We start from the raw sequence: 20,416 nt of genomic DNA, 5'->3' as shown, positions 1-20,416 counted from the left end.
GGCGGTGCGCCGGTCAGCGCGACGTCCATTCGTGCGACCTCGGGGAGAATTTCGATGGTGGAGCGCTCCGGCTGGTCCCGTGCCATGCGGAGCATCCACACCCGAATACTCCTCTCCTACATCGCATTGATCGTCGTGTCCATCAGCGTTTCCGCGATCGCGATTCACGAGGTGCTCGTGATCCGGCTCGAAAGCCGCGTCGCCGAGGCCGTGCAACAGGAGTTCCTCGAGATGCGGCGGCTGACCGCGGACGGCCACGATCCCCGTACCGGGGCCGCCTTCACCACCGTCCAGGCCGTCTTCGACGTCTACTTCCGGCGCAACGTACCCAGCAACGAGGAGGCGGTGCTCGCGTTCGCCGACGGCCGGCTCCATCACGCCGCGCTCAGCCGCTTCCCGATCGAAACCCTGCCCGAACCGGTCCTGCGGGCCTTCGCGGACGCGGCCGGCGCGCCGGCACCGGGACCGGAACGCCCGCCCCTGGCCAGCTTCGACACCGGCAGCGGGGCGGCCTACTACGCCGTCCTGCCGATCCGGATCGGGACGAGTACCGGCGCGTTCGTGGTCACCATCCTCCCGGCCGCCGAACGCGCGGAGATCGCCAAGCTCCAGCGGTACGGGGCCGGGGTCATCCTCGGCGTGCTCGTCCTCGCCTCGGCCTGTGCCTGGCTGGTGACCGGCCGGGTGCTCGGCCCGGTACGTCAACTCACCGAGACGGCCCGGCTGATCTCGCAGTCCGACCTGACCCGCCGGATTCCGGTCGGCCGCCAACGCGAGGCCGCGGAAATGGCCGGCACCTTCAACGCGATGCTCGACCGCCTGGAGGCGGTGTTCCGCCGCGAACGGGAATTCATCGCCGACGCGAGCCACGAACTGCGCGGCCCGCTCACCATATCGTTGGGAAATCTCGGTCTGCTCGATCGCGAGATCGCCGGTAACCCGGAATGGCGTGGCACGGTCGCGCTGGTTTCCGACGAGTTGGTGCGGATGGGCCGGATCGTCAACGATCTGCAACTGCTCGCCGACGTCGACCATCCCCGGTTCATCCAACGCGAGCGGATCGATCTGGCGACGTTCGTCGCCGAACTCGTGGTCAAGGTCAGCGCGCTCGCCGTACGCGACTGGCAACTCGACGAACTCGGCCCGGGCCAGGTGACCGCCGACCGCCACCGGCTCACCGAGGCCGTGGTCAACCTGGCTGACAACGCCGTACGGCACACCACCGAGACCGACGTGATCGCGCTCGGCGCGGTCCTCACGGACGGCGAGCTACGGCTGTGGGTCCGGGACACCGGTTGCGGGGTTCCGCCCATGGACCAGCCGTACATCTTCGACCGGTTCCGGCGCGGGGCACGGGCCCACCTGCGCTATCCGGGCTCCGGGCTGGGCCTGTCGATCGTCAAGGCGATCGCGGTGGCCCACGGCGGCCGGGTCGAACTGGTCAGCCGGCCGGCGGCCGGAACGACGTTCGCGCTGGTCGTTCCGGCCCGGCCCGGGGAAGGGACACCGCCGTGGCCAGGATCCTGATCGCGGAGGACGACGCGCAGATCGCGTCGTTCCTCACCAAGGGGCTGCGGGCGAACGGGTGGATGACGGTCCACGCCGCCGACGCCGAACAGGCCGAATCGATCGGTCTCAGCCGCGACTTCGACCTGCTCATCCTCGACCTCGGGCTGCCCGGCGGCAGCGGCTTCGAGGTGTTGCGGACCCTGCGCGCCCGGCGCCGCGGACTACCGGTACTGGTGCTGACCGGCCGGCCGAACCACGACGCGGTCGCCTGTCTCGAGGCCGGGGCCGACGACTACATGACCAAGCCGTTCCGGTTCGAGGAGCTGCTCGCCCGGATCCGGGTCCGGCTGCGGCAGGTCGGCACCGACGAGCGGCCGATCCTCGACGCCGGCCCGGTCCGGCTCGACGTGCGGGCCCGGCGGGTCACCGTGCACGACCGGGACGTGCTGCTCACCGGGCGGGAGTTCGCGCTGCTGGAAGCCCTGTTCCGCAACCCTGGGCGGGTGCTCAGCCGGGAACAGTTGCTCGCCCATGCCTGGGGCTACGAGGTCGAACCCAGCCCCAACCTGGTCAACGTCCACGTCAGCACGCTGCGCAAGAAGCTCGGCGTGGACGTGATCGAGACGTTGCGCGGTCTGGGCTACCGGCTCCGCCGCCCCTGAGCCGGGCGTCCGGTCAGCCCTGCGGCTGGGTGATGTTGACCATCCAGGTGACGCCGAACCGGTCCTGGCAGGTGCCGAACTCGTCGCCCCACATCTGCTTCTCCAACGGCACCGACACCGTCCCGCCGTCGGACAGCTTCGCCCAGTAGCCGCGCAGCTCGTCGGCGTCGTCACCGCTGAGGCTGACCGCGAGGTTGTTGCCCGGCCGGAACTCCTCGCCCGGCGGGTTGTCGGCACCCATGATCGTGTATCCGGCGGCGGTGTCCAGCTTGGCGTGCATGATCTTGTCGGCGGTCGCCGGATCGGGTGCGCCGAACTCGCCGTAGGTGTTCATCACCAGCGTGCCGCCGAAGACCCGCTCGTAGAACTCCATCGCCTGCCGCGCGTCGCCGGCGAAGCTGAGGTAGGGGTTGAGCTGTGAACTCATCGGATGCTCCTCCGGTCGCGGCGCCGTCTTCCGTAGGTTAGCGACCGGGACCGACACCGTTGCCGGATTCTCCGATTGCCGACCGGCCCGGCTCCGCGCCGCGCGCCTCCTTGTCGACCACGTCGCCCGCCGCGGCCGGCGCCCCGGTGCCGGCGCGCATCCGGCGGTAGGCGAGCCCGCCCGCCAGGGCGGCCAGCAGGCCGGCCCCGAGGATCACCGGACGGGTGCCGTCGACCAGGTGGTCGCCGCCCCACAGTTGCAGCCGGCGCTGCCCGACCAGGGTCACCAGCAGTGGCGCGATGACCACCGAACAACCCAGGACCACTTTCAGCATCGACTGATAGAGGGCGTTGACCCGACCGCGCATCGAGTCCTCGACCCGGGACCCGATGATCGTCACACCGGTCAGGAAAGCGGTGCCGGCACCGGCACCCACGAACACGACGGCCGCCAACGAGACGGCCAGGTGCGGCGAGAGCGCCACCGGCACCAGCACGCCTCCGGCACCGACGACCGCGATGCCGAACAGCCGCTCGTGCGTCACCCGCCGGGCCAACCGGGGCGCGCCGAGGACACCGACCAGCAGCCCGACGAACGCGGCGAGAAGCAACAGGCCGAAGGCGGCCTGGCCACCGCGCAGACTCAACGCGTACGGCTGCGCCGAGCCGACGACCACACCCCCGGCGGCCAGGGCACCCGCCATGCCGACCAGCAGACCGCTCACCAGGGGCGTGTCCCGTACGTAGTCGACGCTGTCACGCAGCATCGCGCCCAGCCCCGGACCGCTGCCGGTGACCCGGGGCCGGCCGGTGGGCTCGGCCGGGACCGGCCGCCCGGCGAGTTCGGGCAGGACGGTCGCGATCGACACCGCGCTGGCCAGGTAGAGCAGCGCCGCGACGACGACCGCGAGTCGGGTCAGGCCGTTCATGTCGAGTACGTGCGACGGCAGGCCGAAGACGGTGCCGGCACCCGTGATCAGCGTGAACAGGCTGCCGGCGACCACGATGGTGAGGCCGTACGTCATGACCAGCCCCAGTTGGGCCGCCGGCGCCATCTGGTCGGGCCGCCGCAGCAGGCGGGGGAGGGCGGCGTCCTTCGCCGGGATCCACATCGTCGTGGCCATCTGGACGAGGAACCCGCCGGCGAGGATCCACCAGTAGCTGTTCACGGCCGCGATCGACAGCAGTAGCGCGCAGCGGACCAGGTCGGCGACGGCCATCACGGTCCGGCGGTCGAACCGGTCGGCCAGCAGTCCGGCGATCGGCGAGAAGAGCAGGCCGGGCAGGAGGTTGGCGAACAGGACGCCGCTGAACGCGTAGTTCAGCCCCGCGCTGCTGGTGGCGAGGGTGCCGGCCAGTGCGGCGAACGCGGCCAGCGCCAGCCAGTCCGCGGTGCTGCACAGCCCGGTGACCATCCACAACCGGCGGAACGCCGGTATCGCCAGCACCTCCCGCGCCCCGGCCAGTGCGGGCGGCCGGACGCCCCGCCGGAGACCGTGCTCTCCGGCAACCTGTTCCCTGTCCCCGCTGGTCCGCATCAGCGAATGCTAGACACGGATCCGGCGGCGGCCGTGCAGGGACCAGCCTGGGATCGGGCTATTCTGGGTTGAATCATCCCGAAGTTCCGGTGCGAGGCGAGGCGGGCCGCGAGGTGCCGGGCGGCGCCGCCCGCCGGATACCCTCGCCGGGTGGCTGGTCCGTCGAGAATCCTGGTCTACGGGGTGTACGGCGCCGGAAAGTCCACCGTGGCCGAAGACCTGGCGCGGCGGCTGGGGCTGCCGTGGCACCCGGTCGACGAGCTGACGTGGGAGCCGGGCTGGGTGGAGGTGCCCACCGCCGTGCAGCGGCAGCGGATCGGGGCGATCTGCCGGCAGCCGCGCTGGATCCTCGACGGGGCGTACGGGCCCTGGCTGGACATCCCGTTGGCCCGTGCGGATCTCGTCGTCGGCCTGGACTATCCGCGCTGGCTGTCGCTGTGGCGGCTGGTGCGGCGGACCGCGCGCCGGGTGGTGACCCGGGAGCGGGTCTGCAACGGCAACCACGAGTCGCTGGGCAGCGTGTTCTCCACCGAGTCGGTCATCGTGTGGCACTTCGGGTCGTTCGCCCGCAAGCGTCGGCGGATGCGGCGGTGGCAGGCCGATCCGGGCGGGCCGCCGGTCCTGCTGTTCCGCCGGCCGGCGGATCTCGAGGACTGGCTGGCGGACCTCAAAGCCCACTAAACCTGTAGGGATAGACAGGTTCATCTGGTCCGGGGTAGCCTCGCTGAAGGGTCCGGCGATAGCCGACAAACCCGGCCTACCGGGCGGGTTTCCGTGCCGCCGGGCCAGGCCCGTCACCACCTTCCAGCCAGGAAGCGGAGCTGCGCCGTGCCCGACACCTCCCCGTCGATGCATCTCGCCGTGGCACTCGACGCCGCCGGCTGGCATCCCGCCGCCTGGCGCGAGCCGACCGCCCGGCCGGCGGAACTGTTCACCGCCGGCTACTGGGCCGACCTCGTCGCCGAGGCCGAACGCGGCCGGCTCGACCTCGTCACCATCGAAGACTCGCTCGGCCTCCAGTCCACCCACCCGACGCAGCCGCCGGACACCCGCACCGACCAGGTGCGCGGCCGCCTCGACGCGGTCCTGATCGCGGCCCGGGTCGCACCGCTGACCAGCCACATCGGACTGGTACCGAGCGTCGTGGTCACCCACACCGAGCCGTTCCACATCGCCAAGGCGATCGCCACCCTCGACTACGTCTCCGGCGGCCGGGCCGGCGTACAGGTCCGGGTGTCGGCCCGTCCCGACGAGGCGGCCCACTTCGGCCGGCGCGAGTCGCCGGACCTCCGGAACGCGGCGGCGGTCGGCGAGCTGTTCGACGAGGCGGCCGACTACGTCGAGGTCGTCCGGCGGCTCTGGGACAGCTGGGAGGACGACGCCGAGATCCGCGACGTCGCCACCGGCCGTTTCGTCGACCGGGACCGGGTGCACCACATCGACTTCACCGGCCGCTGGTTCAGCGTGAAGGGGCCGTCGATCACCCCCCGCCCGCCGCAGGGGCAACCGCTCGTCGCCGCGCTCGCCCACAGCGGCCCGCCCCACCGGCTGATCGGCCGCTCGGCCGACCTCGGGTTCGTGACCCCGGCCGATCCGGCGCGGGCCCGGGCCGTCGTCGCCGAGATCCGGGCCGAGCAGGCCGCCGCCGGCCGGGCGGGACAGAGCGTGCACATCCTCGCCGACCTTGTCGTGTTCCTCGATGCGACCGGCGCCCGGGCCCGGGCCCGGCAGGCCCGGCTCGACGAACTCGCCGGCGGCCCGTGGACGAGCGACGCGGCGGTCTTCGCCGGCACCCCGACCGAACTCGCCGACCTGCTCCAGGAGTGGCAGGAGGCCGGCCTCAGCGGCTTCCGGCTGCGTCCCGCCACCCTGCCGTACGACCTCGAACAGGTCACCCGGAGCCTCGTACCGGAGCTGTCACGGCGTGGCGCGTTCCGCCGGGAGTACGCCGCCGGCACCCTGCGCGGACTGCTCGGCCTGCCCCGGCCCGCCAACCGGTACGCCACCGCCTGAACCGCCGGCACCGCCAGACCCAGGAGGGCCAGCCGACCATGGACAGACCGCCCAAACAGCTCCACCTCGCCGCACACTTCCCCGGGGTCAACAACACCACCGTGTGGAGCGACCCGAGAGCCGGCAGCCACATCGAGTTCAGTTCGTTCGCCCACTTCGCCCGCACGGCCGAACGGGCCAGGTTCGACTTCCTCTTCCTCGCCGAGGGACTGCGGCTCCGCGAGCAGAACGGCCTCATCTACGACCTCGACGTCGTCGGCCGCCCCGACACGTTCACCGTCCTCGCCTCCCTCGCGGCGGTCACCGAACACCTCGGCCTGGCCGGCACGATCAACTCGACCTTCAACGAGCCGTACGAGGTGGCCCGGCAGTTCGCCACCCTCGACCACCTCTCCGGCGGCCGGGCGGCGTGGAACGTCGTCACCTCCTGGGACGCGTTCACCGGCGAGAACTTCCGCCGCGGCGGCTTCCTGCCGCAGGAGCAGCGGTACGAACGGGCCCGCAGCTTCCTGCACACCGCCTGGGAACTCTTCGACTCCTGGCGGGGTGACGAGATCGTCGCCGACCGGCGGTCCGGGGTGTTCCTCGGCGACGCCCGGGCCGGCACGTTCGCGCACCGCGACGCGCACTTCGACATCGCCGGGCGGTTCTCCGTACCGCGCGGCCCCCAGGGCCGCCCGGTCATCTTCCAGGCCGGTGACTCCGACGCCGGCCGCGAGTTCGCCGCCTCCTCCGCCGACGCGATCTTCAGCCAGCACGGCACCCTCGACGCCGGCCGCGCCTTCTACGCCGACGTCAAGGGACGCCTCGCCCGCTACGGCCGCACCCCGGAGGAGCTGCTGGTCCTGCCCGCGGCCACCTTCGCGCTCGGCGACACCGACGAGGAGGCGCGCGAGCTGGCCCACGAGATCCGGCTGCGGCAGGTCAGCGGCCAGACCGCGATCCGGTTCCTGGAGCAGCTGTGGAACCGCGACCTGTCCGGCTACGACCCCGACGGCCCGCTGCCCGAGATCGACCCCGAACCGGGGGAGAACCAGGTGGCCCGCGGCCGGGCCAGCGTACGGATGTACCGCGACCCGCTGGCCACCGCGAAACAGTGGCGCGAGCGCGCGGCGGCGAAGAACCTCTCGATCCGCGAACTGATCATCGAGGTCACCGGCCGGCAGACCTTCATCGGCTCACCGGCGACCGTCGCCCGGACGATGGACGAGTTCGTCCAGGCCGACGCCAGCGACGGCTTCATCCTCGTCCCGCACCTCACCCCCGGCGGACTCGACGAGTTCGCCGACACCGTCGTACCGCTGCTGCAGGAACGCGGCGTCTTCCGCACCGAGTACACCGGGCCGACGCTGCGCGACCACCTCGGTCTCGCCGTACCCCGGCCCGGCGGGACGGCGCTGCGGATCGCGTCATGAGGTTCCTCGCGATCACCCTGATCGTCCACGCCCCCGACCCGGTCACCGGGGTACGGAAGACGACCACGAACCGGTTCCGCGAGGTGCTCGACAACGCCGTGTTCGCCGAGCAGCTCGGCTTCGACGGTTTCGGCGTGGGGGAGCGGCACGAGCGGCCGTTCATCTCGTCGTCCCCGCCTGTCGTGCTCAGCCACGTCGCCGCGCTCACCTCGACCATCCGGCTGTTCACCGCCGTCACCACGCTGAGCCTGCTCGACCCGGTACGCGCGTACGAGGACTACGCGACCCTCGACCACCTCTCCGGCGGTCGCCTCGAACTGATCATCGGCAAGGGCAACGGCACCGCCCAGCGGGACCTGTTCGACGTCACGCCCGACGACCAGTGGGACCGCAACGCCGAGAGCTACGAACTGTTCCGGCGGATCTGGCGAGAGGACCGGGTCACCGCCAGCCCCAGGTTCCGGCCGGCCCTGACCGACGCCGAGGTGTGGCCCCGCCCGCTGCAGCGGCCGATCCGGGTCTGGCACGGCAGCGCCACCAGCCGGGAGTCGGTCGACCTCGCCGCCCGCCACGGCGATCCGCTCTTCTCGGCGAACGTCACCAACCCGATCGAGCCGTACGCCGAGCTGGTTGGTCACTACCGGCGGCGGTGGGCCGAGTACGGCCACGATCCGGCCACCGCCGCGGTCGGTGCCGGCACCGCCGGCTACTACGCCGCCCGCAACTCCCAGGACGCCGTCGCCGCGTACCGCCCGGTCTTCGCCGGGCAGCTCGACTTCCAGAAACGGCTCGGACTGCAACCGGTGTTCACCACCCTCGAGGACTTCGTCGACCGCAGCTCCGCCCTGATCGGCAGCCCGCAGCAGATCGTCGAGAAGGTGCACAGATACCACGAGCGGTTCGGGCACAGCGTCCTGCACCTGCCCGCCGACGCCGGCGGGCTCACCGACGCCCAGCACCGGGCCTCGCTGGAACTCTTCCAGTCCGACATCGCCCCGGTGCTGCGCCGCGAGATCCCCGACCCGCCGTGGGGCTGGGGACCGGGGCCCGAACCGGTCGCGTGAGCGAGGAGAACCCGATGACCAACACGCCGCTGGCGGTGCTCGACCTGGTTCCGATCCCGTCCGGATCGACCGCCGCGCAGGCGATGCGCAACAGCATCGACCTCGCGCGGCAGGCCGAACGGTTCGGGTACGCCCGGTACTGGTTCGCCGAGCACCATCTCAACCCCGGCGTCGCCGGCACCTCGCCCGCGATCATGATCGCGCTCACCGCCGCCGCCACCTCGACGATCCGGGTCGGCTCGGGCGCGGTGCTGATGGGCCACCGCACCGCACTGTCGACAGTGGAGGAGTTCGGGCTGGTCGACGCCCTCCACCCCGGCCGGCTCGACCTGGGCCTCGGCCGGTCCGGCGGCCGGCCGGCCGAGCCGACCCCGGCCCCCGTGAACGGCCGGGCCCCGAACGGGCTGCTGATCCCGCCCCGGTTCTCCGCCGCCCACCTGCTCGCCTCGCCCCGCTTCGTCCTGCAACGGACGCTGCTCCAGTTGCCCGGCGCCCGGTCACAGGACTACGTCGAACAGGTCGACGACCTCCTGCGCCTGCTGCGCGGCACCTACCGGTCGGCCGACGGCGAGCCGGCGATCCCGGTCCCGGGTGCGGGCGCGCGGATCCAGGTCTGGATCCTCGGCAGCAGCGGCGGCGAGAGTGCCGAGGTCGCCGGCGCGAACGGGCTGCGGTTCGCCGCCAACTACCACGTCAGCCCGGCCAGCGTGCTGGAGGCGGTCGACGGCTACCGGGCCGCGTTCCGGCCGTCGGACGAACTGGAACGGCCGTACGTCAGCGTCTCCGCCGACGTCGTCGTGGCGCCGGACACCGACACCGCCCGTGAGCTGGCCACCGGCTACGCCCTGTGGGTACGCGGCATCCGTACCGGGGAGGGGGCGATCCCGTTCCCGACGCCGGAAGAGGCCCGCGCCCACGGGTGGACCGACGCCGACCGGGAACTGGTCGCCGACCGTGTCGACACGCAGTTCGTCGGCGACCCGGCGGAGGTCGCCGACCGGCTCGAACAGTTGCGGGAGGCGACCGGCGCCGACGAGTTGGTGGTCACCACCATCACCCACGACCACGCGGACCGGGTCCGTTCGTACGAACTCCTGGCCCGGGAGTGGCGGCGCCGGTCACGGTAGCGGCGGCCTGCCGGACACCGCCGACGGCACCCGGCCAGCCGAGCGATGCCCCCGGTTCACCTGATCCGGGTGATCCCGGACCACCCCGGAGGCGGCGACCCTTGGCCTAGCGCACCGCGCCGAGCGGAAGGAGTTGTCACCGGTGGACGACGTCGATCGGTTCTTCGCCACGCTGGGCGAGACGTCCATGGGGCGGCTCCCACCGAGCGCGCACGGGACGATCAGGTTCGTCCTGTACCGGGCCGGAACGACCATTCACTGGCTGGTCACCTTCGGCGGCGGCCGGGCCACCGCCGTGCCCGAGGAACGACCGGCCGAGTGTGTCGTACACATGTCCGCGGAGTGGTTCGAGAACCTGCTCGCCGGCCGCGACCACACCATCTCGATGACGTTGCGGGACCGCGCCGCCATGGACGGGGACCTCACGTTGTTTCTGGTGTTCCGGCGGTTGTTGCCACCGCGGGCCGACAGTCACGGCCCGATTCCGGAGACCGCTGTCCTGGGGACGTCGGGATCGGTGCGTGGTTCATGAAGACGGTCAGCATCTACTACGGCAATCTGTTCATGAGTAGTGACCACAAGGGGGATGTCGAGCCGGCCGGCCGGACGCCGATCGGCCTGTTCTTTTTCGACACCCGGTTCCTGTCCACCTGGCGGTTGACCGTCAACGGCGAACGCCTGCAAACCCTTTCCATCGACGACCTCCAGTATTTTGAGTCCCGCTTCTTCCTCACCCCCGGCCAGCCGACGCACTACGTCGACACCGACATCTCGGTGTTCCGGCAACGGTGGACAGGCGACGCCTTCGAGGAGCAGGTGTCGGTGCACAACCACTCGAAGCAGTCGATGGACGTGACCATACGTCTCGACGTCGGGGCCGACTTCGCCGAACTGCTCGACGTCAAGCACGGCAACCGGCGGGACCGGAAGACCACGACGATGATCCGGGACGGGGTGCTGACCATCCGTTACGAACGGGGTGTCTTCGTCCGGGAGACGCTGATCACGTCCAGCCGGCCCTGCCAGACCGACGAGGGGGGCATGACGTTCACCACCCGGATCGAACCGCACTCCATGTGGCGCACCGACCTGCGGGTCACCACCCTCCTGCACGCCGCGCGAAGCGGTGATCTGCGCCGTGCCCGGACCAGCCACGTGCTGCGGAGCAGGCCCGAGGTGCGCCGGGAACTCGACCACTGGGTGAGCGGGGCACCTCGCCTGCGCACCGACTACGAACCGCTGGAGCAGGCGTACGAGCGAAGCGTCGCCGACCTGGTCGCACTGCGGTACCGGGGCCTGAACTACCGGGGCTACATGCCGATGGCCGGGATGCCCTGGTTCATGAACCTGTTCGGCCGCGACGCGATCTTCAGCCGGATGCAGGCACTGCCGTTCCTGCCGGAGACCTGCGCACCCGCGCTGCACATCCTGGCGCTCGCACAGGGGGCCAGGACCGACCCCTTCCGCGGCGAGGAACCGGGCAAGATCCTCCAGGAACTCCGGTACGGCGAATCGGTGGCGTTCAACGAGCGGCCGCACTCCGCCCTGTACTCCGCCGGGGACACCACCCCGCTGTTCGTCATCCTGCTCGACGAGTACGAGCGGTGGACCGGCGACACGCAACTCGTCAAGGACATGCGGTTCGAGGCCACGCAGGCACTCGACTGGATCGACCGGTACGCCGACCTCGTCGGCAACGGCTACCTCTGGTACACCCCCAGAAGAGCGCCGACGGCATGGTCAACCAGAGCTGGAAGTGCTCCGCCGAGGGCATCTCGTTTCGCGACGGGCGACTCCCCGGCTACCCCAGGCCACCTGCGAGATGCAGGGCTACGTCTACGACGCAAAGGTGCGCGCGGCCCGGCTGGCCCGCGGGGTCTGGGGCGACCCGGCGTACGCCGACCGGCTGGAGCGGGAGGCGGCGGAGCTGCGGGAACGCTTCAACCGGGATTTCTGGATCGAGGACCGGGGATACTACGCGGCCGCCCTGCTGGACGACGGCCAGCAGGTCGACGCGCTCACCTCGAACATCGGCCACCTGCTGTGGAGCGGCATCGTCGAACCGGACCGGGCCGAGCGCGTGGTCCAACACCTGATGGGACCGACGCTCTTCTCCGGCTGGGGCATCCGCACCCTGGCCACGACCGAGCAGCGCTACAACCCGATCGGCTACCACACCGGCACGGTGTGGCCGTTCGACAACTCGATCATCGCCTGGGGGCTGCGCCGGTACGGCTTCCGCCACGAGGCCGCCCGGGTCGCCGCCGCGGTCGTCGGCGCCGCCCGGTACTTCGACGGGCGACTGCCCGAGGCGCTCGCCGGCTACGACTCGACCCTGACGAAGTACCCGGTGCTCTACGCCTCGGCCGAGGCCCCGCACGCCACGTCGGCCGGCGCCCCGCTGCTCCTCCTGCGTACCCTGCTCGGCCTGGAACCGTACGACGACCACCTCGTGGTCGACCCGGCGGTGCCCGAGGAGATGGGGCAGATCGAGCTGCACGACATCCCCGGCCGGTGGGGCCGGCTGGACGCCCTCGGGCGCGGCCAACCCAACCTCGAACGCCGGTGACCCGCGACCGCTCCGCGCCGACCCCAACCACGCCGACCCCGCGTGGTTGATCTGGGCGCCAGACACCTTATCCGCGCCCGGAAAGGTTCCTGGCGCTCAGATCAACAAATCCGTGGATACCGTCGAAGCATCTCCGGGCGGGCCTTGTGCGACATATCTTTCGGGAGACGGCCGCTCGCGTGCCGGGCTCCAGCGGCCCTTCCCGTGCGGTCGGGACCGGCATGCGATGTCCGACATCTCCAGGAGGCCAAGGCATGACGAAATATGCCGTACAGACGACGGACAGCCAGCCCCTGCTGCACCAGCACGGCCGGCAGATCCAGGAGTTCGGCTCCGTCCGGCAGTTGCCGGTCGGGCTGTCGTACAACGCCCGCATGTACTCCTGCGAACGGGTGAACCTCCTGCTCGCCGACAGCCAGATCCTGTACTCCCTCTACAAGAAGCACCACTGGCTGATGCGTGGGCACACCTTCTACCAACTGCACCTGCTGCTCGACAAGCACGCCGGCGAACAACTCGCCCTCATCGACATGCTCGCCGAACGGGTGCAGACGCTCGGCGGCGTGGCCGTGGGCGACCCCCGGCACGTGGCGGAGATGACCCGGGTGCCGCGCCCGCCGAACGGCGCCGAGGAGGTGCCCGCCATGCTCTCCCGGCTCCTCGAGGCGCACGAGACGATCCTGATCGACGCGCACGACGCCGCGAACCGGGTCGCGGAGATGGGCGACGACGGCACCAACGACCTGCTGGTCTCCAACGTCATCCGGACCGGTGAGTTGCAGACCTGGTTCATCGCCGAACACCTCGTCGACACCCCGGCCGTACGCGCCTAACCGGCGTGGATCACAGCCCGGCGGAGTCGACGATCCGGTGCATCGAGGCCACCGGCAGCCGCGGGTTCGCGGCCGCCGCCCGCACGACATCGTCGTCCTCGTCGGTGAGCATGGCCGCCAGCACCGTCGGGTCGAGCCCGTGGTGCTCGGCGGCGGCCCGCCGGACGGCGGTCGCCGCGTCGCCGGCGAGCCGGGCCACCAGGTCCGCCGGCAGGTCAGGATCGGCCAGCGCCAGCGCCCGCACCCGTGGCTGCGGGTCGTCGGCGAGTGCCCGCAGGGCCGCCCAGGGGAAGTCCGGATGCTTGCGGAGGCTGGCCAGCTGCCGATCGTCGTCGCCGTGATCCCGGTACAGGCGCAGGAGCAGCGCCGGCGGCGCGTCGGGGCGCATCGCGGCGTACCACCGGACCAGCAGGTCGTGGTCATGGTCGAGGCGCCGCCACGCGGGCGCCGGGAGGTCGCGCGACCGCGCCAGGACCCGGCGGAACACGACGTGCGGAGAGTCCACATAGGCCAGCCGGGTCGCCACCGGCTCGTCGAGCAGCCACTCCGGCTCGGCGAAAGACCAGTTCAGGGCCACGTTCGCCGTGATGTCGCCGGCCTTCGCCTCGTCAGCGAGCTGCGCCAACAGCCGGTCGCGGGTCGCCTCGTCGACCAGCCGGTGCAACCAGATGGAACCGCGCACGAACGGGTGCGGGTCGGCGGTGAGCACCGTGACCGCCTCGGCGGACAGCGTCGGGTTGCGTGCGACGGCCGTGCGCACGTCGTGCTCCGGGTCGGTGGCCAGTTCCATGGCACGGTCCGTCGTCAGGTCGGCATAGGCGGCGACATGCGCCCTGGTCGCCGGGTCGGTGAGGCAGGCCGCCCACAGTTCCGGCGGGACACCGGGCCGGCGGTGCCGGGCGGCGGCCGACCGTACCGCCGGAACCGGGTCGGCGAGCAGGGCGGCCTGGACGTCCGCCGGTCGGTCCCACCAGGTCTCGGCGACCGCGGCCCGGATCCGGTGATCCGGATCACCGGCCAGCGTCGACCGCGACCGGCCGTAAGCCTCCTCCAGATCGTCGATGCCGGTGGTCACACCACGCTCGGTGAAGTCACGGAAGAGCCCGGCACGGGCGTCGCGGACGGCCGGATCGGGATGGTCCGCGATCCGGGCCAGCATCGCCGCCGACACCAGGTGCGGGCCGAGGAGGTAGAGAACCCGGTCGTCCCGGTGCCCGAGCATGACCTCCACGACCGGATCCGGCAGGATCCCGGACCGTCTCGCCAGCGCCCGCGCGGCCTCTCGATCACCGGCGAGCCGGATCAGGAGAGCCTCCGGCAGGGCGGGATTGTCGGCCAGTCCGAGCAGCGCGGGTCGCCTGGTCATGGCCCACCCTAGCCGCCGCCTGTTTGACCGGTACGGCACCGGGTAGCGCACCGGATATGCGGATGACTGATTCGACGCCGCGGGTGGCGGACCGGTGAGCGCCCGGGTGGCGGTCGCCGGCCAGATCGCCCGGGACCTGGTGCTGCTCGTCGACGAGGTGCCCGACGCCAACCGGTCCGTCGACGCGCGGCTGCGCCGCGAGATGCTCGGCGGCAAGGGCGCGAACCAGGCGGTCGGTCTGGCCCAGCTCGGCGCCGAGCCCGTCCTGCTGGCGGTCACCGGCGACGACAGTATCGCCGACGAGTTGATCGCCCAGGCCGCCCGGGACGGCATCGACGTGTCCGCCGTGACCCGCCGCCCCGACACCGTCACCGGGCTGATCGTCGAACTGCTCGACGGGCGGGGCCACTGGCGGTACGTCGAACACCTGCCGGCCGCCGTCCTGCTCACCGAAGCGGACGTACGGGCCCACGCCGACGTGCTGACCGGCGCCGACGCCGTACTCGTGCAGTTGCAGCAACCACCCGCGGCGATGCTGGCCGCGGCCCGGCTGGGGCACGACGCCGGCCGGCTGGTCGTGCTCGACGGCGCCCCCACCGACGACGGGCACCGCGCCGCACTGCTCGCCGCCGCCGACGTGCTGCGGGCCGACGACCACGAGACCGAGCTGCTGACCGGGGTCGAACCCGACGACCCGGACCGGGTACGTGCCGCCGCCGGCGAACTGCTCGCCGCCGGGCCCGGGCTGCTCGTCCTCGGGGTGCGCAGGGCCGGAAACCTCGCCGTCTGGCAAGACCCGCGCTGGGGTGAGGGCCACCTGCTGGTCCCGTTGACCGGCGCGGACGTCGTCGACACCACCGGTGCCGGCGACGCGCTGACCGCCGCGCTCACCGTCGCCCTGCTGCGCGGCGATCCGCCACCGGACGCCGTCCGCCACGCCGTCGCCGCGGCCGGCGCCACCGTCCGGCATCCCGGCGGCCGACCCGACCTGGACCGCCGCGCTCTCGCGGCGTGACCCGCGCGGGGTTGCCGCCCGCTCACGCTGGGCAGTAAACGGGGATGACTGGACACGTGATGGTGTTCGCGCCGGCGCCGCTACTCACCGTGACGATCGAGCAGCAGGCCGACGCGGTCGAACTGCACCTGCACCCGGGCGGGCAGGGCGTCTGGCAGGCCCGCATGATCGCCGCGCTGGGGGTGCCGGCCACGCTGTGCGTCGCCGTCGGCGGCGAGGTCGGCGCCGTCCTGCGTGCCGTGCTCGCCGCCGAGAACGTCGAGGTACGGGCGGTCACCCGGCAGGCCGGCAGCGGCTGGAGCGTCCACGACCGGCGTGACGGCAACCGGACCGGGATCGCCGAACACCCCGGCGAACCGATGGTCCGCCACGACATCGACGAGCTGTACAGCGTCACCCTCGCCGAAGGGCTGCGCGCCCCGGTGTCCGTACTCAGTGGACCGGCCGATCCCACCGTCGTCGACCCCGACGTCTACCGGCGTCTCGCCGCCGACCTCACCGCCAACGGCGGCCGCGTCGTCGCCGACCTGTCCGGCCCGTACCTCGCCGCGGTGCTCGACGGCGGTGTCGCGTTCGTCAAGGTCAGCCACGAGGAACTCGTCGCCGACGGACGGGCGGGCGACGACAGCGTCGACGAACTCGTGGCCGCCGCCCACCAGTTGCGCAAGGACGGCGCCGGCACGGTCCTGGTCAGCCGCGCCGACGCCCCCGCCCTCGCGCTGCTCGACGACGAGGTGACCGAGGTGCACGTACCCCGCCTGCAGGTCGTCGACCATCGCGGTGCCGGTGACTCGATGAGCGCCGGGGTCGCGGCCGTCCTGGCCCGCGGCGGCGACCTGGAACAGGCGGTACGCACCGGTGCGGCGGCCGGTGCCCTGAACGTGACCCGGCACGGGCTCGGCACCGGCCGGGCGGAGACGATCGAGGAACTCATCGGCCGGGTGCGGTTGGCGCCGCTCGACCGGGGATAGGTGGTGGAGATGGCGGACGTGCGGACCCGGGTCCTGATCACCAACGACGACGGCGTCGCCGCGCCCGGCATCCGGTGGCTGGCGTACGCCGCCCACGCGGCCGGTCACGAGGTCGTCGTCGCCGCGCCGCAGCAGGAGGCGAGCGGCATGAGCGCGGCGCTGAACGCCGTCACCGACCAGGGCCGGGTGGTGATCACCCGGCCCACCCTGCCCGGGCTGGCCGACGTCGTCTCGTACGGCGTCGCCGCCTCGCCGGCGTACATCACCGTGCTGGCCGGGCTCGGCGTCTTCGGGCCGGCACCGCATCTGGTGCTCTCCGGCATCAACCGGGGCGCCAACGCCGGTCACGCGATCCTGCACTCCGGCACCGTCGGCGCCGCCCTGACCGCCGCCAACCAGGGCGTGTCCGCGCTCGCGGTCTCCCTCGACGTGCTCACGCCGGCCGCGGCGAGCAGCGCCACCGGTGGCGCCGCCGTCGCCGCCCTCGACGCCGCCGACGACGAGGCCCGCAACTGGTCGGCCGCCGCCGACCTCGCGGTCGGACTGCTGCCCTGGCTGGCCGACGCCCCGGCCGGCACGGTACTCAACCTGAACGTGCCCGACCTGCCCGCCGACCGGATCGCCGGGCTGCGGCCGGCCACCCTCGCCCCGTTCGGGCAGGTCCAGATGACGCTCGCCGAGACCGGCGAAGGGTACGTGCGGACCACCGTCGAAGCGTCCGAGCCGCACCCGCCGCCCGGCAGCGACCTCGCCTGGCTCGCCGACGGCTACGCGGCCGTCACCGCCGTACGTCCGCCCGCACCCGATCCCGCTGTCACGCTGCCAGCGACGCTTTGACGCCGGCCGGGTTCACCGGCGGGCCGGGCCGGCGATCGACCCGATCAACTCGACCAGTTCGCCCCAGCCGAGCTGCCGGCCCCGGGCCAGACCCGCCTCGAAGGCCCGGTCGTCCAGTGCCGCCCGTACGGCCGCGGTGTCGCCGGGGGAGTCGAACGGGTCCATCCGTTCCGGGAAGTAGCCGATCGGGGTGCCGAGCGACGCGACGGCGCCGAGCAGGACCGCCCCGACCTCGGGCCGGCCGGTCCGACCCAGCGCCCCGGCCAGCGAGTGGGCGGTCGCCAGCCAACTCGACCGGTCGGCCGCCGGGTCGGACTCCAGCAGCCGCGCGGTCAGGGTGTCCCGGGCCCGCCCCGGCATGCCCAGATCCACGCTGACCTTGCTGTCGACCCAGTCCGCCGACATCAGCGCCCACCGGTGCCCGCACGAGCGGGCGATTTCGTTCGCCCGGGCGAGTTCGGCCCGGGCCCGGGGCAGGTCGGTGCAGGCCCGGCTGAGCTGGGCGCGTACCGTCAGCGCCTCGGCGAGGGCCCACGGCCGGTTGACCTCCTCGGCCAACTGGACGGCCTGGTCGGCCAGGGGGAGCGCGGACACGATGTCGCCGCTGATCGCGGTGACCGAGGCCAGGTAGATGACGGCCGTGGTGTGCGCGTCGCGGGCCCCGACCCGCTGGCACAGGTCGGCCGACGTCCGCAGCGCCCGGATCGCGGCGGCGTGCTCGCCGGCCAGATAGCTCACCCCGCCGACGGCCATCAGCAGCCGGGCCCGGGCCAGCGTCCACTCGCCCTGGTCGGCGTCGGCCGGCGGCGACCCGTCGTCCAGGGCGGCCAGCGTACGCCGACTCCAGCGCAACCCTTCGTCGATCTGCCCGGTCCGATACCAGAACCAGGCCAGCGCACCGCAGATCCGGGCGGCACACAGGGCGTCCCCGGCGTCGAGCGCCGAGGCGGCGGCGGCCCGGATGTTGTCGCGTTCGAGTCCGAGCCGGATCAGCCAGGAGGCGCCGTCGGCGGTCGGCAGGCGCTGCTCGCCGGTCTCGACGATCCCCAGCAGCCAGTTCCGGTGCCGCTCCTGCGCGGCGCGCAGTTCGCCGTCGCGCAGCAACGTCGCCGCGTAGAGCCGTACCGACTCCAGCATCCGGTAGCGGCGCGGAACCGTCTCGGTGTCGGAGGTGACCAGCGACTTGCGGACCAGGCCGATCAGGGCCGGCACCACCTGCGGAACCCGCGGATCGGCGCCGACCAGCCGTACGGCGTCCAGGTCGAACCCGCCGTCGAAGACACTGAGCTGCCGGAACAGGCACTGCTCGGCCTCGGTCAGCAGGTTGTAGCTCCACCCGATCGTGTTTTCCAGCGTGGAGTGCCGGTGACCGTCACCGTGCCCGGTGTCGAGCAGCGTGAACCGGTCGTCGAGCTGGAACGCGATCTCGCGCAGGGACAGGGCGCGCGACTGCGCCGCCGCGAGTTCTATCGCCAGTGGAAGACCGTCGAGTTCCCGGCACACCTGGCGGGCGGTCGCCCGGTCGACGCCGGCCGACCGGGTTCCGGGCACCACCGACGCGATGCGCTGCACCAGCAGTTCGACCGCCTCTTCCGAGGGCAGCGGCAGCACCTCGAAGACGGCCTCCCCGGCCACCGCCAGCGGCTGGCGGGTCGTGACGATCAGCCGTATTCCCGGGCACCGGCCGAGCAGCGTACGCGCCAACTCGGCCACCGCCGGCAGCAGGTGCTCGGCGTTGTCGAGGACCAGCACCATCTCCCGTTCGGCCAGCACGGTGGCCAGTTCGGCCGTGCTGGGGTGCCCCGGAATCCCGATCGTGTCCGCGACCGTCTGCGCGACCAGCGTCGGCTCCCGTAGGCCGGCCAGCTCCACCACCCACGGGCCGTCGGCGTCGGCGCGTTCCCGGCAGACCTCGAGGACGAGTCTGGTCTTGCCGATCCCGCCCGGCCCGGTGACGGTCGTCAGCCGGTGCGCGGCGAGCAGGCCGGACAGGGTCGCCAGGTCGGCGGCCCGGCCGACGAACGAGGAATGTGCCGCGGACACGTTACGGCTCGCCGGCAACGCCACACCGGTGTGCCGGCGGGGAGCCGCGACGTCACCGACCGGCTGGCCGAGCGACTCGTCCTGGTTGAGGATCGCCGCCTGCACCCGCAGCAGGCCGGGGCCGGGGTCCGAGCCGAGGTCCGCGGCGAGGCGTTCCCGGGCCTGCCGCAGCACCGCCAGCGCGTCACCCTGCCGGCCGGCCCGGTACAGCGCCACCGCGAGCAGCTCCCAGCCGCGCTCCCGGAGTGGATGGTCGATGACGAGCGCCTCGAGTTCACCGATCGCGGTGCTGTGCTCCCCGACCGCGAGCATCGCGGCGAGCCGCTGCTCCCGGGCCACCGCACGCAGCGACTCCAGCCGGGCCACCTCGGGAACGGTGAACGGGGCGTCGACGAAGTCGCCGTACGCCTGCCCCCGCCACAGGGCGAGGGCGTCGCTCAGCGACTCCAGCGCCCCGTTCGGGTCGCCGCGGTCGAGTTGCCGGTCGCCGGTGGTCACCAGCCCGGTGAACCGTTCGGCGTCGATCGTCTCCGGTGGCACCCGGATCGCGTACCCCGTACCCTCGCGGACCAGCACGCGGGCCGGCGTCCGGGCGGCCCGGTCCGGTTCCAGCGCCCGCCGTAGCGCCGCGACATAGCTGAAGAGGGTGGCCGTCGTCGGCGGCGGCCCGTCGTTCCATACCTGCTCGACCAGACGATCGGTGGACAGGACCCGGCCCTGTGCCGCGATCAGCGAGGCGAGGACCATCCGTGGCCGGCGGCCGCCGAGGTCGACGGGTTCCCCGTCCAGTTCGGCGGTGAGGGGGCCCAGAACTCGGAACTGAATCCGCATTGCATCATCCCAACCCGGTTACCGTGCGCCGCCCACGCCGGTCGGGTGGTGTCGGCCCCCCCAGGCAGTTTGATCTCATCACAGCGGTGCAAGTGCCGCCTCGTCGCACTCCATCGGAATCTCAGTGAACCTGCAGTCAGGTTCACGACGGAATGGCCTTACCCACCCGGCCGGAAGGCACTTCCAGCCCGCAACGG

The 20,416-nt window shown here is 72.4% G+C and carries 16 protein-coding genes and 1 pseudogene; 13 read left to right on the top strand and 4 right to left on the bottom strand.

Features of this window, described 5'->3' with window-relative positions; all coding sequences use genetic code 11:
* Positions 1 to 54 precede the first annotated feature (54 nt).
* Together Prubr_RS34870 and Prubr_RS34865 are read left to right on the top strand one after the other, a co-directional pair.
* Positions 55 to 1,527, top strand: coding sequence for a sensor histidine kinase (locus Prubr_RS34870; RefSeq protein ID WP_212819793.1), 1,473 nt, complete (start codon positions 55 to 57; stop codon positions 1,525 to 1,527).
* A complete protein-coding gene (locus tag Prubr_RS34865; RefSeq protein WP_212819791.1) occupies positions 1,512 to 2,171 on the top strand; it encodes a response regulator transcription factor in 660 nt (219 codons plus the stop codon). Before Prubr_RS34870 ends, Prubr_RS34865 begins: the two co-directional genes overlap by 16 nt.
* A 13-nt stretch (positions 2,172 to 2,184) precedes the next feature.
* On the opposite strand, the gene Prubr_RS34860 is transcribed toward Prubr_RS34865, so the two are convergent.
* Entirely contained in the window at positions 2,185 to 2,598 is a 414-nt protein-coding gene (locus Prubr_RS34860) for a VOC family protein (protein WP_212819789.1), read from the bottom strand.
* Between the two features lie 37 nt (positions 2,599 to 2,635).
* On the bottom strand, positions 2,636 to 4,135 hold the full coding sequence (locus Prubr_RS34855) for an MFS transporter (RefSeq protein ID WP_212819787.1): 1,500 nt from the start codon (positions 4,133 to 4,135) through the stop codon (positions 2,636 to 2,638).
* A 150-nt stretch (positions 4,136 to 4,285) separates the two neighbouring features.
* Between Prubr_RS34855 and Prubr_RS34850 the strand changes: the two genes are divergently transcribed.
* From Prubr_RS34850 to Prubr_RS34815, 8 genes and pseudogenes are all read left to right on the top strand, one after another.
* On the top strand, positions 4,286 to 4,816 hold the full coding sequence (locus Prubr_RS34850; protein ID WP_212819785.1) for a P-loop NTPase family protein: 531 nt from the start codon (positions 4,286 to 4,288) through the stop codon (positions 4,814 to 4,816).
* A gap of 147 nt (positions 4,817 to 4,963) precedes the next feature.
* Positions 4,964 to 6,148: an LLM class flavin-dependent oxidoreductase gene (locus Prubr_RS34845; RefSeq protein ID WP_246568079.1), complete on the top strand. Its 1,185-nt coding sequence runs from the start codon at positions 4,964 to 4,966 to the stop codon at positions 6,146 to 6,148.
* Positions 6,149 to 6,186: 38 nt separating this feature from the next.
* On the top strand, positions 6,187 to 7,563 hold the full coding sequence (locus Prubr_RS34840; RefSeq protein WP_212819783.1) for an NtaA/DmoA family FMN-dependent monooxygenase: 1,377 nt from the start codon (positions 6,187 to 6,189) through the stop codon (positions 7,561 to 7,563).
* The gene (locus Prubr_RS34835; RefSeq protein WP_212819781.1) at positions 7,560 to 8,627 is read left to right on the top strand and encodes an LLM class flavin-dependent oxidoreductase; all 1,068 of its coding nucleotides are present in this window, start codon (positions 7,560 to 7,562) and stop codon (positions 8,625 to 8,627) included. The genes Prubr_RS34840 and Prubr_RS34835 overlap by 4 nt, the downstream gene beginning before the upstream one ends.
* 14 nt (positions 8,628 to 8,641) lie before the next feature.
* Positions 8,642 to 9,754, top strand: coding sequence for an LLM class flavin-dependent oxidoreductase (locus Prubr_RS34830; RefSeq protein WP_212819779.1), 1,113 nt, complete (start codon positions 8,642 to 8,644; stop codon positions 9,752 to 9,754).
* Positions 9,755 to 9,896: 142 nt separating this feature from the next.
* Entirely contained in the window at positions 9,897 to 10,286 is a 390-nt protein-coding gene (locus Prubr_RS34825; RefSeq protein WP_212819777.1) for an SCP2 sterol-binding domain-containing protein, read from the top strand.
* Positions 10,283 to 12,323: pseudogene (locus Prubr_RS34820) on the top strand (amylo-alpha-1,6-glucosidase). Before Prubr_RS34825 ends, Prubr_RS34820 begins: the two are co-directional and overlap by 4 nt.
* A gap of 254 nt (positions 12,324 to 12,577) precedes the next feature.
* A complete protein-coding gene (locus Prubr_RS34815) occupies positions 12,578 to 13,156 on the top strand; it encodes a Dps family protein (protein WP_212819775.1) in 579 nt (192 codons plus the stop codon).
* Positions 13,157 to 13,166: 10 nt separating this feature from the next.
* On the opposite strand, the gene Prubr_RS37520 is transcribed toward Prubr_RS34815, so the two are convergent.
* Entirely contained in the window at positions 13,167 to 14,522 is a 1,356-nt protein-coding gene (locus Prubr_RS37520; protein ID WP_246568077.1) for a hypothetical protein, read from the bottom strand.
* 94 nt (positions 14,523 to 14,616) lie between these two features.
* Between Prubr_RS37520 and Prubr_RS34805 the strand changes: the two genes are divergently transcribed.
* The 3 genes from Prubr_RS34805 to surE are packed head-to-tail and all read left to right on the top strand — an operon-like array spanning position 14,617 to position 17,345.
* Positions 14,617 to 15,537, top strand: a complete 921-nt coding sequence (locus Prubr_RS34805) for a PfkB family carbohydrate kinase (protein ID WP_212819773.1) — start codon at positions 14,617 to 14,619, stop codon at positions 15,535 to 15,537.
* Between the two features lie 44 nt (positions 15,538 to 15,581).
* The gene (locus tag Prubr_RS34800) at positions 15,582 to 16,508 is read left to right on the top strand and encodes a 1-phosphofructokinase family hexose kinase (RefSeq protein ID WP_246568075.1); all 927 of its coding nucleotides are present in this window, start codon (positions 15,582 to 15,584) and stop codon (positions 16,506 to 16,508) included.
* A gap of 9 nt (positions 16,509 to 16,517) precedes the next feature.
* Positions 16,518 to 17,345: a 5'/3'-nucleotidase SurE gene (surE, locus tag Prubr_RS34795; protein WP_212819771.1), complete on the top strand. Its 828-nt coding sequence runs from the start codon at positions 16,518 to 16,520 to the stop codon at positions 17,343 to 17,345.
* Positions 17,346 to 17,357: 12 nt separating this feature from the next.
* Here surE and Prubr_RS34790 read toward each other — a convergent pair whose 3' ends face one another.
* A complete protein-coding gene (locus tag Prubr_RS34790) occupies positions 17,358 to 20,219 on the bottom strand; it encodes an AfsR/SARP family transcriptional regulator (protein WP_212819768.1) in 2,862 nt (953 codons plus the stop codon).
* Positions 20,220 to 20,416: the final 197 nt, after the last annotated feature.

The organism is Polymorphospora rubra (assembly GCF_018324255.1).
Classification (GTDB): domain Bacteria; phylum Actinomycetota; class Actinomycetes; order Mycobacteriales; family Micromonosporaceae; genus Polymorphospora; species Polymorphospora rubra.
The sequence above is the reverse complement of the archived record's forward strand: the minus strand, read 5'-3'. Positions and strand labels throughout refer to the sequence as shown.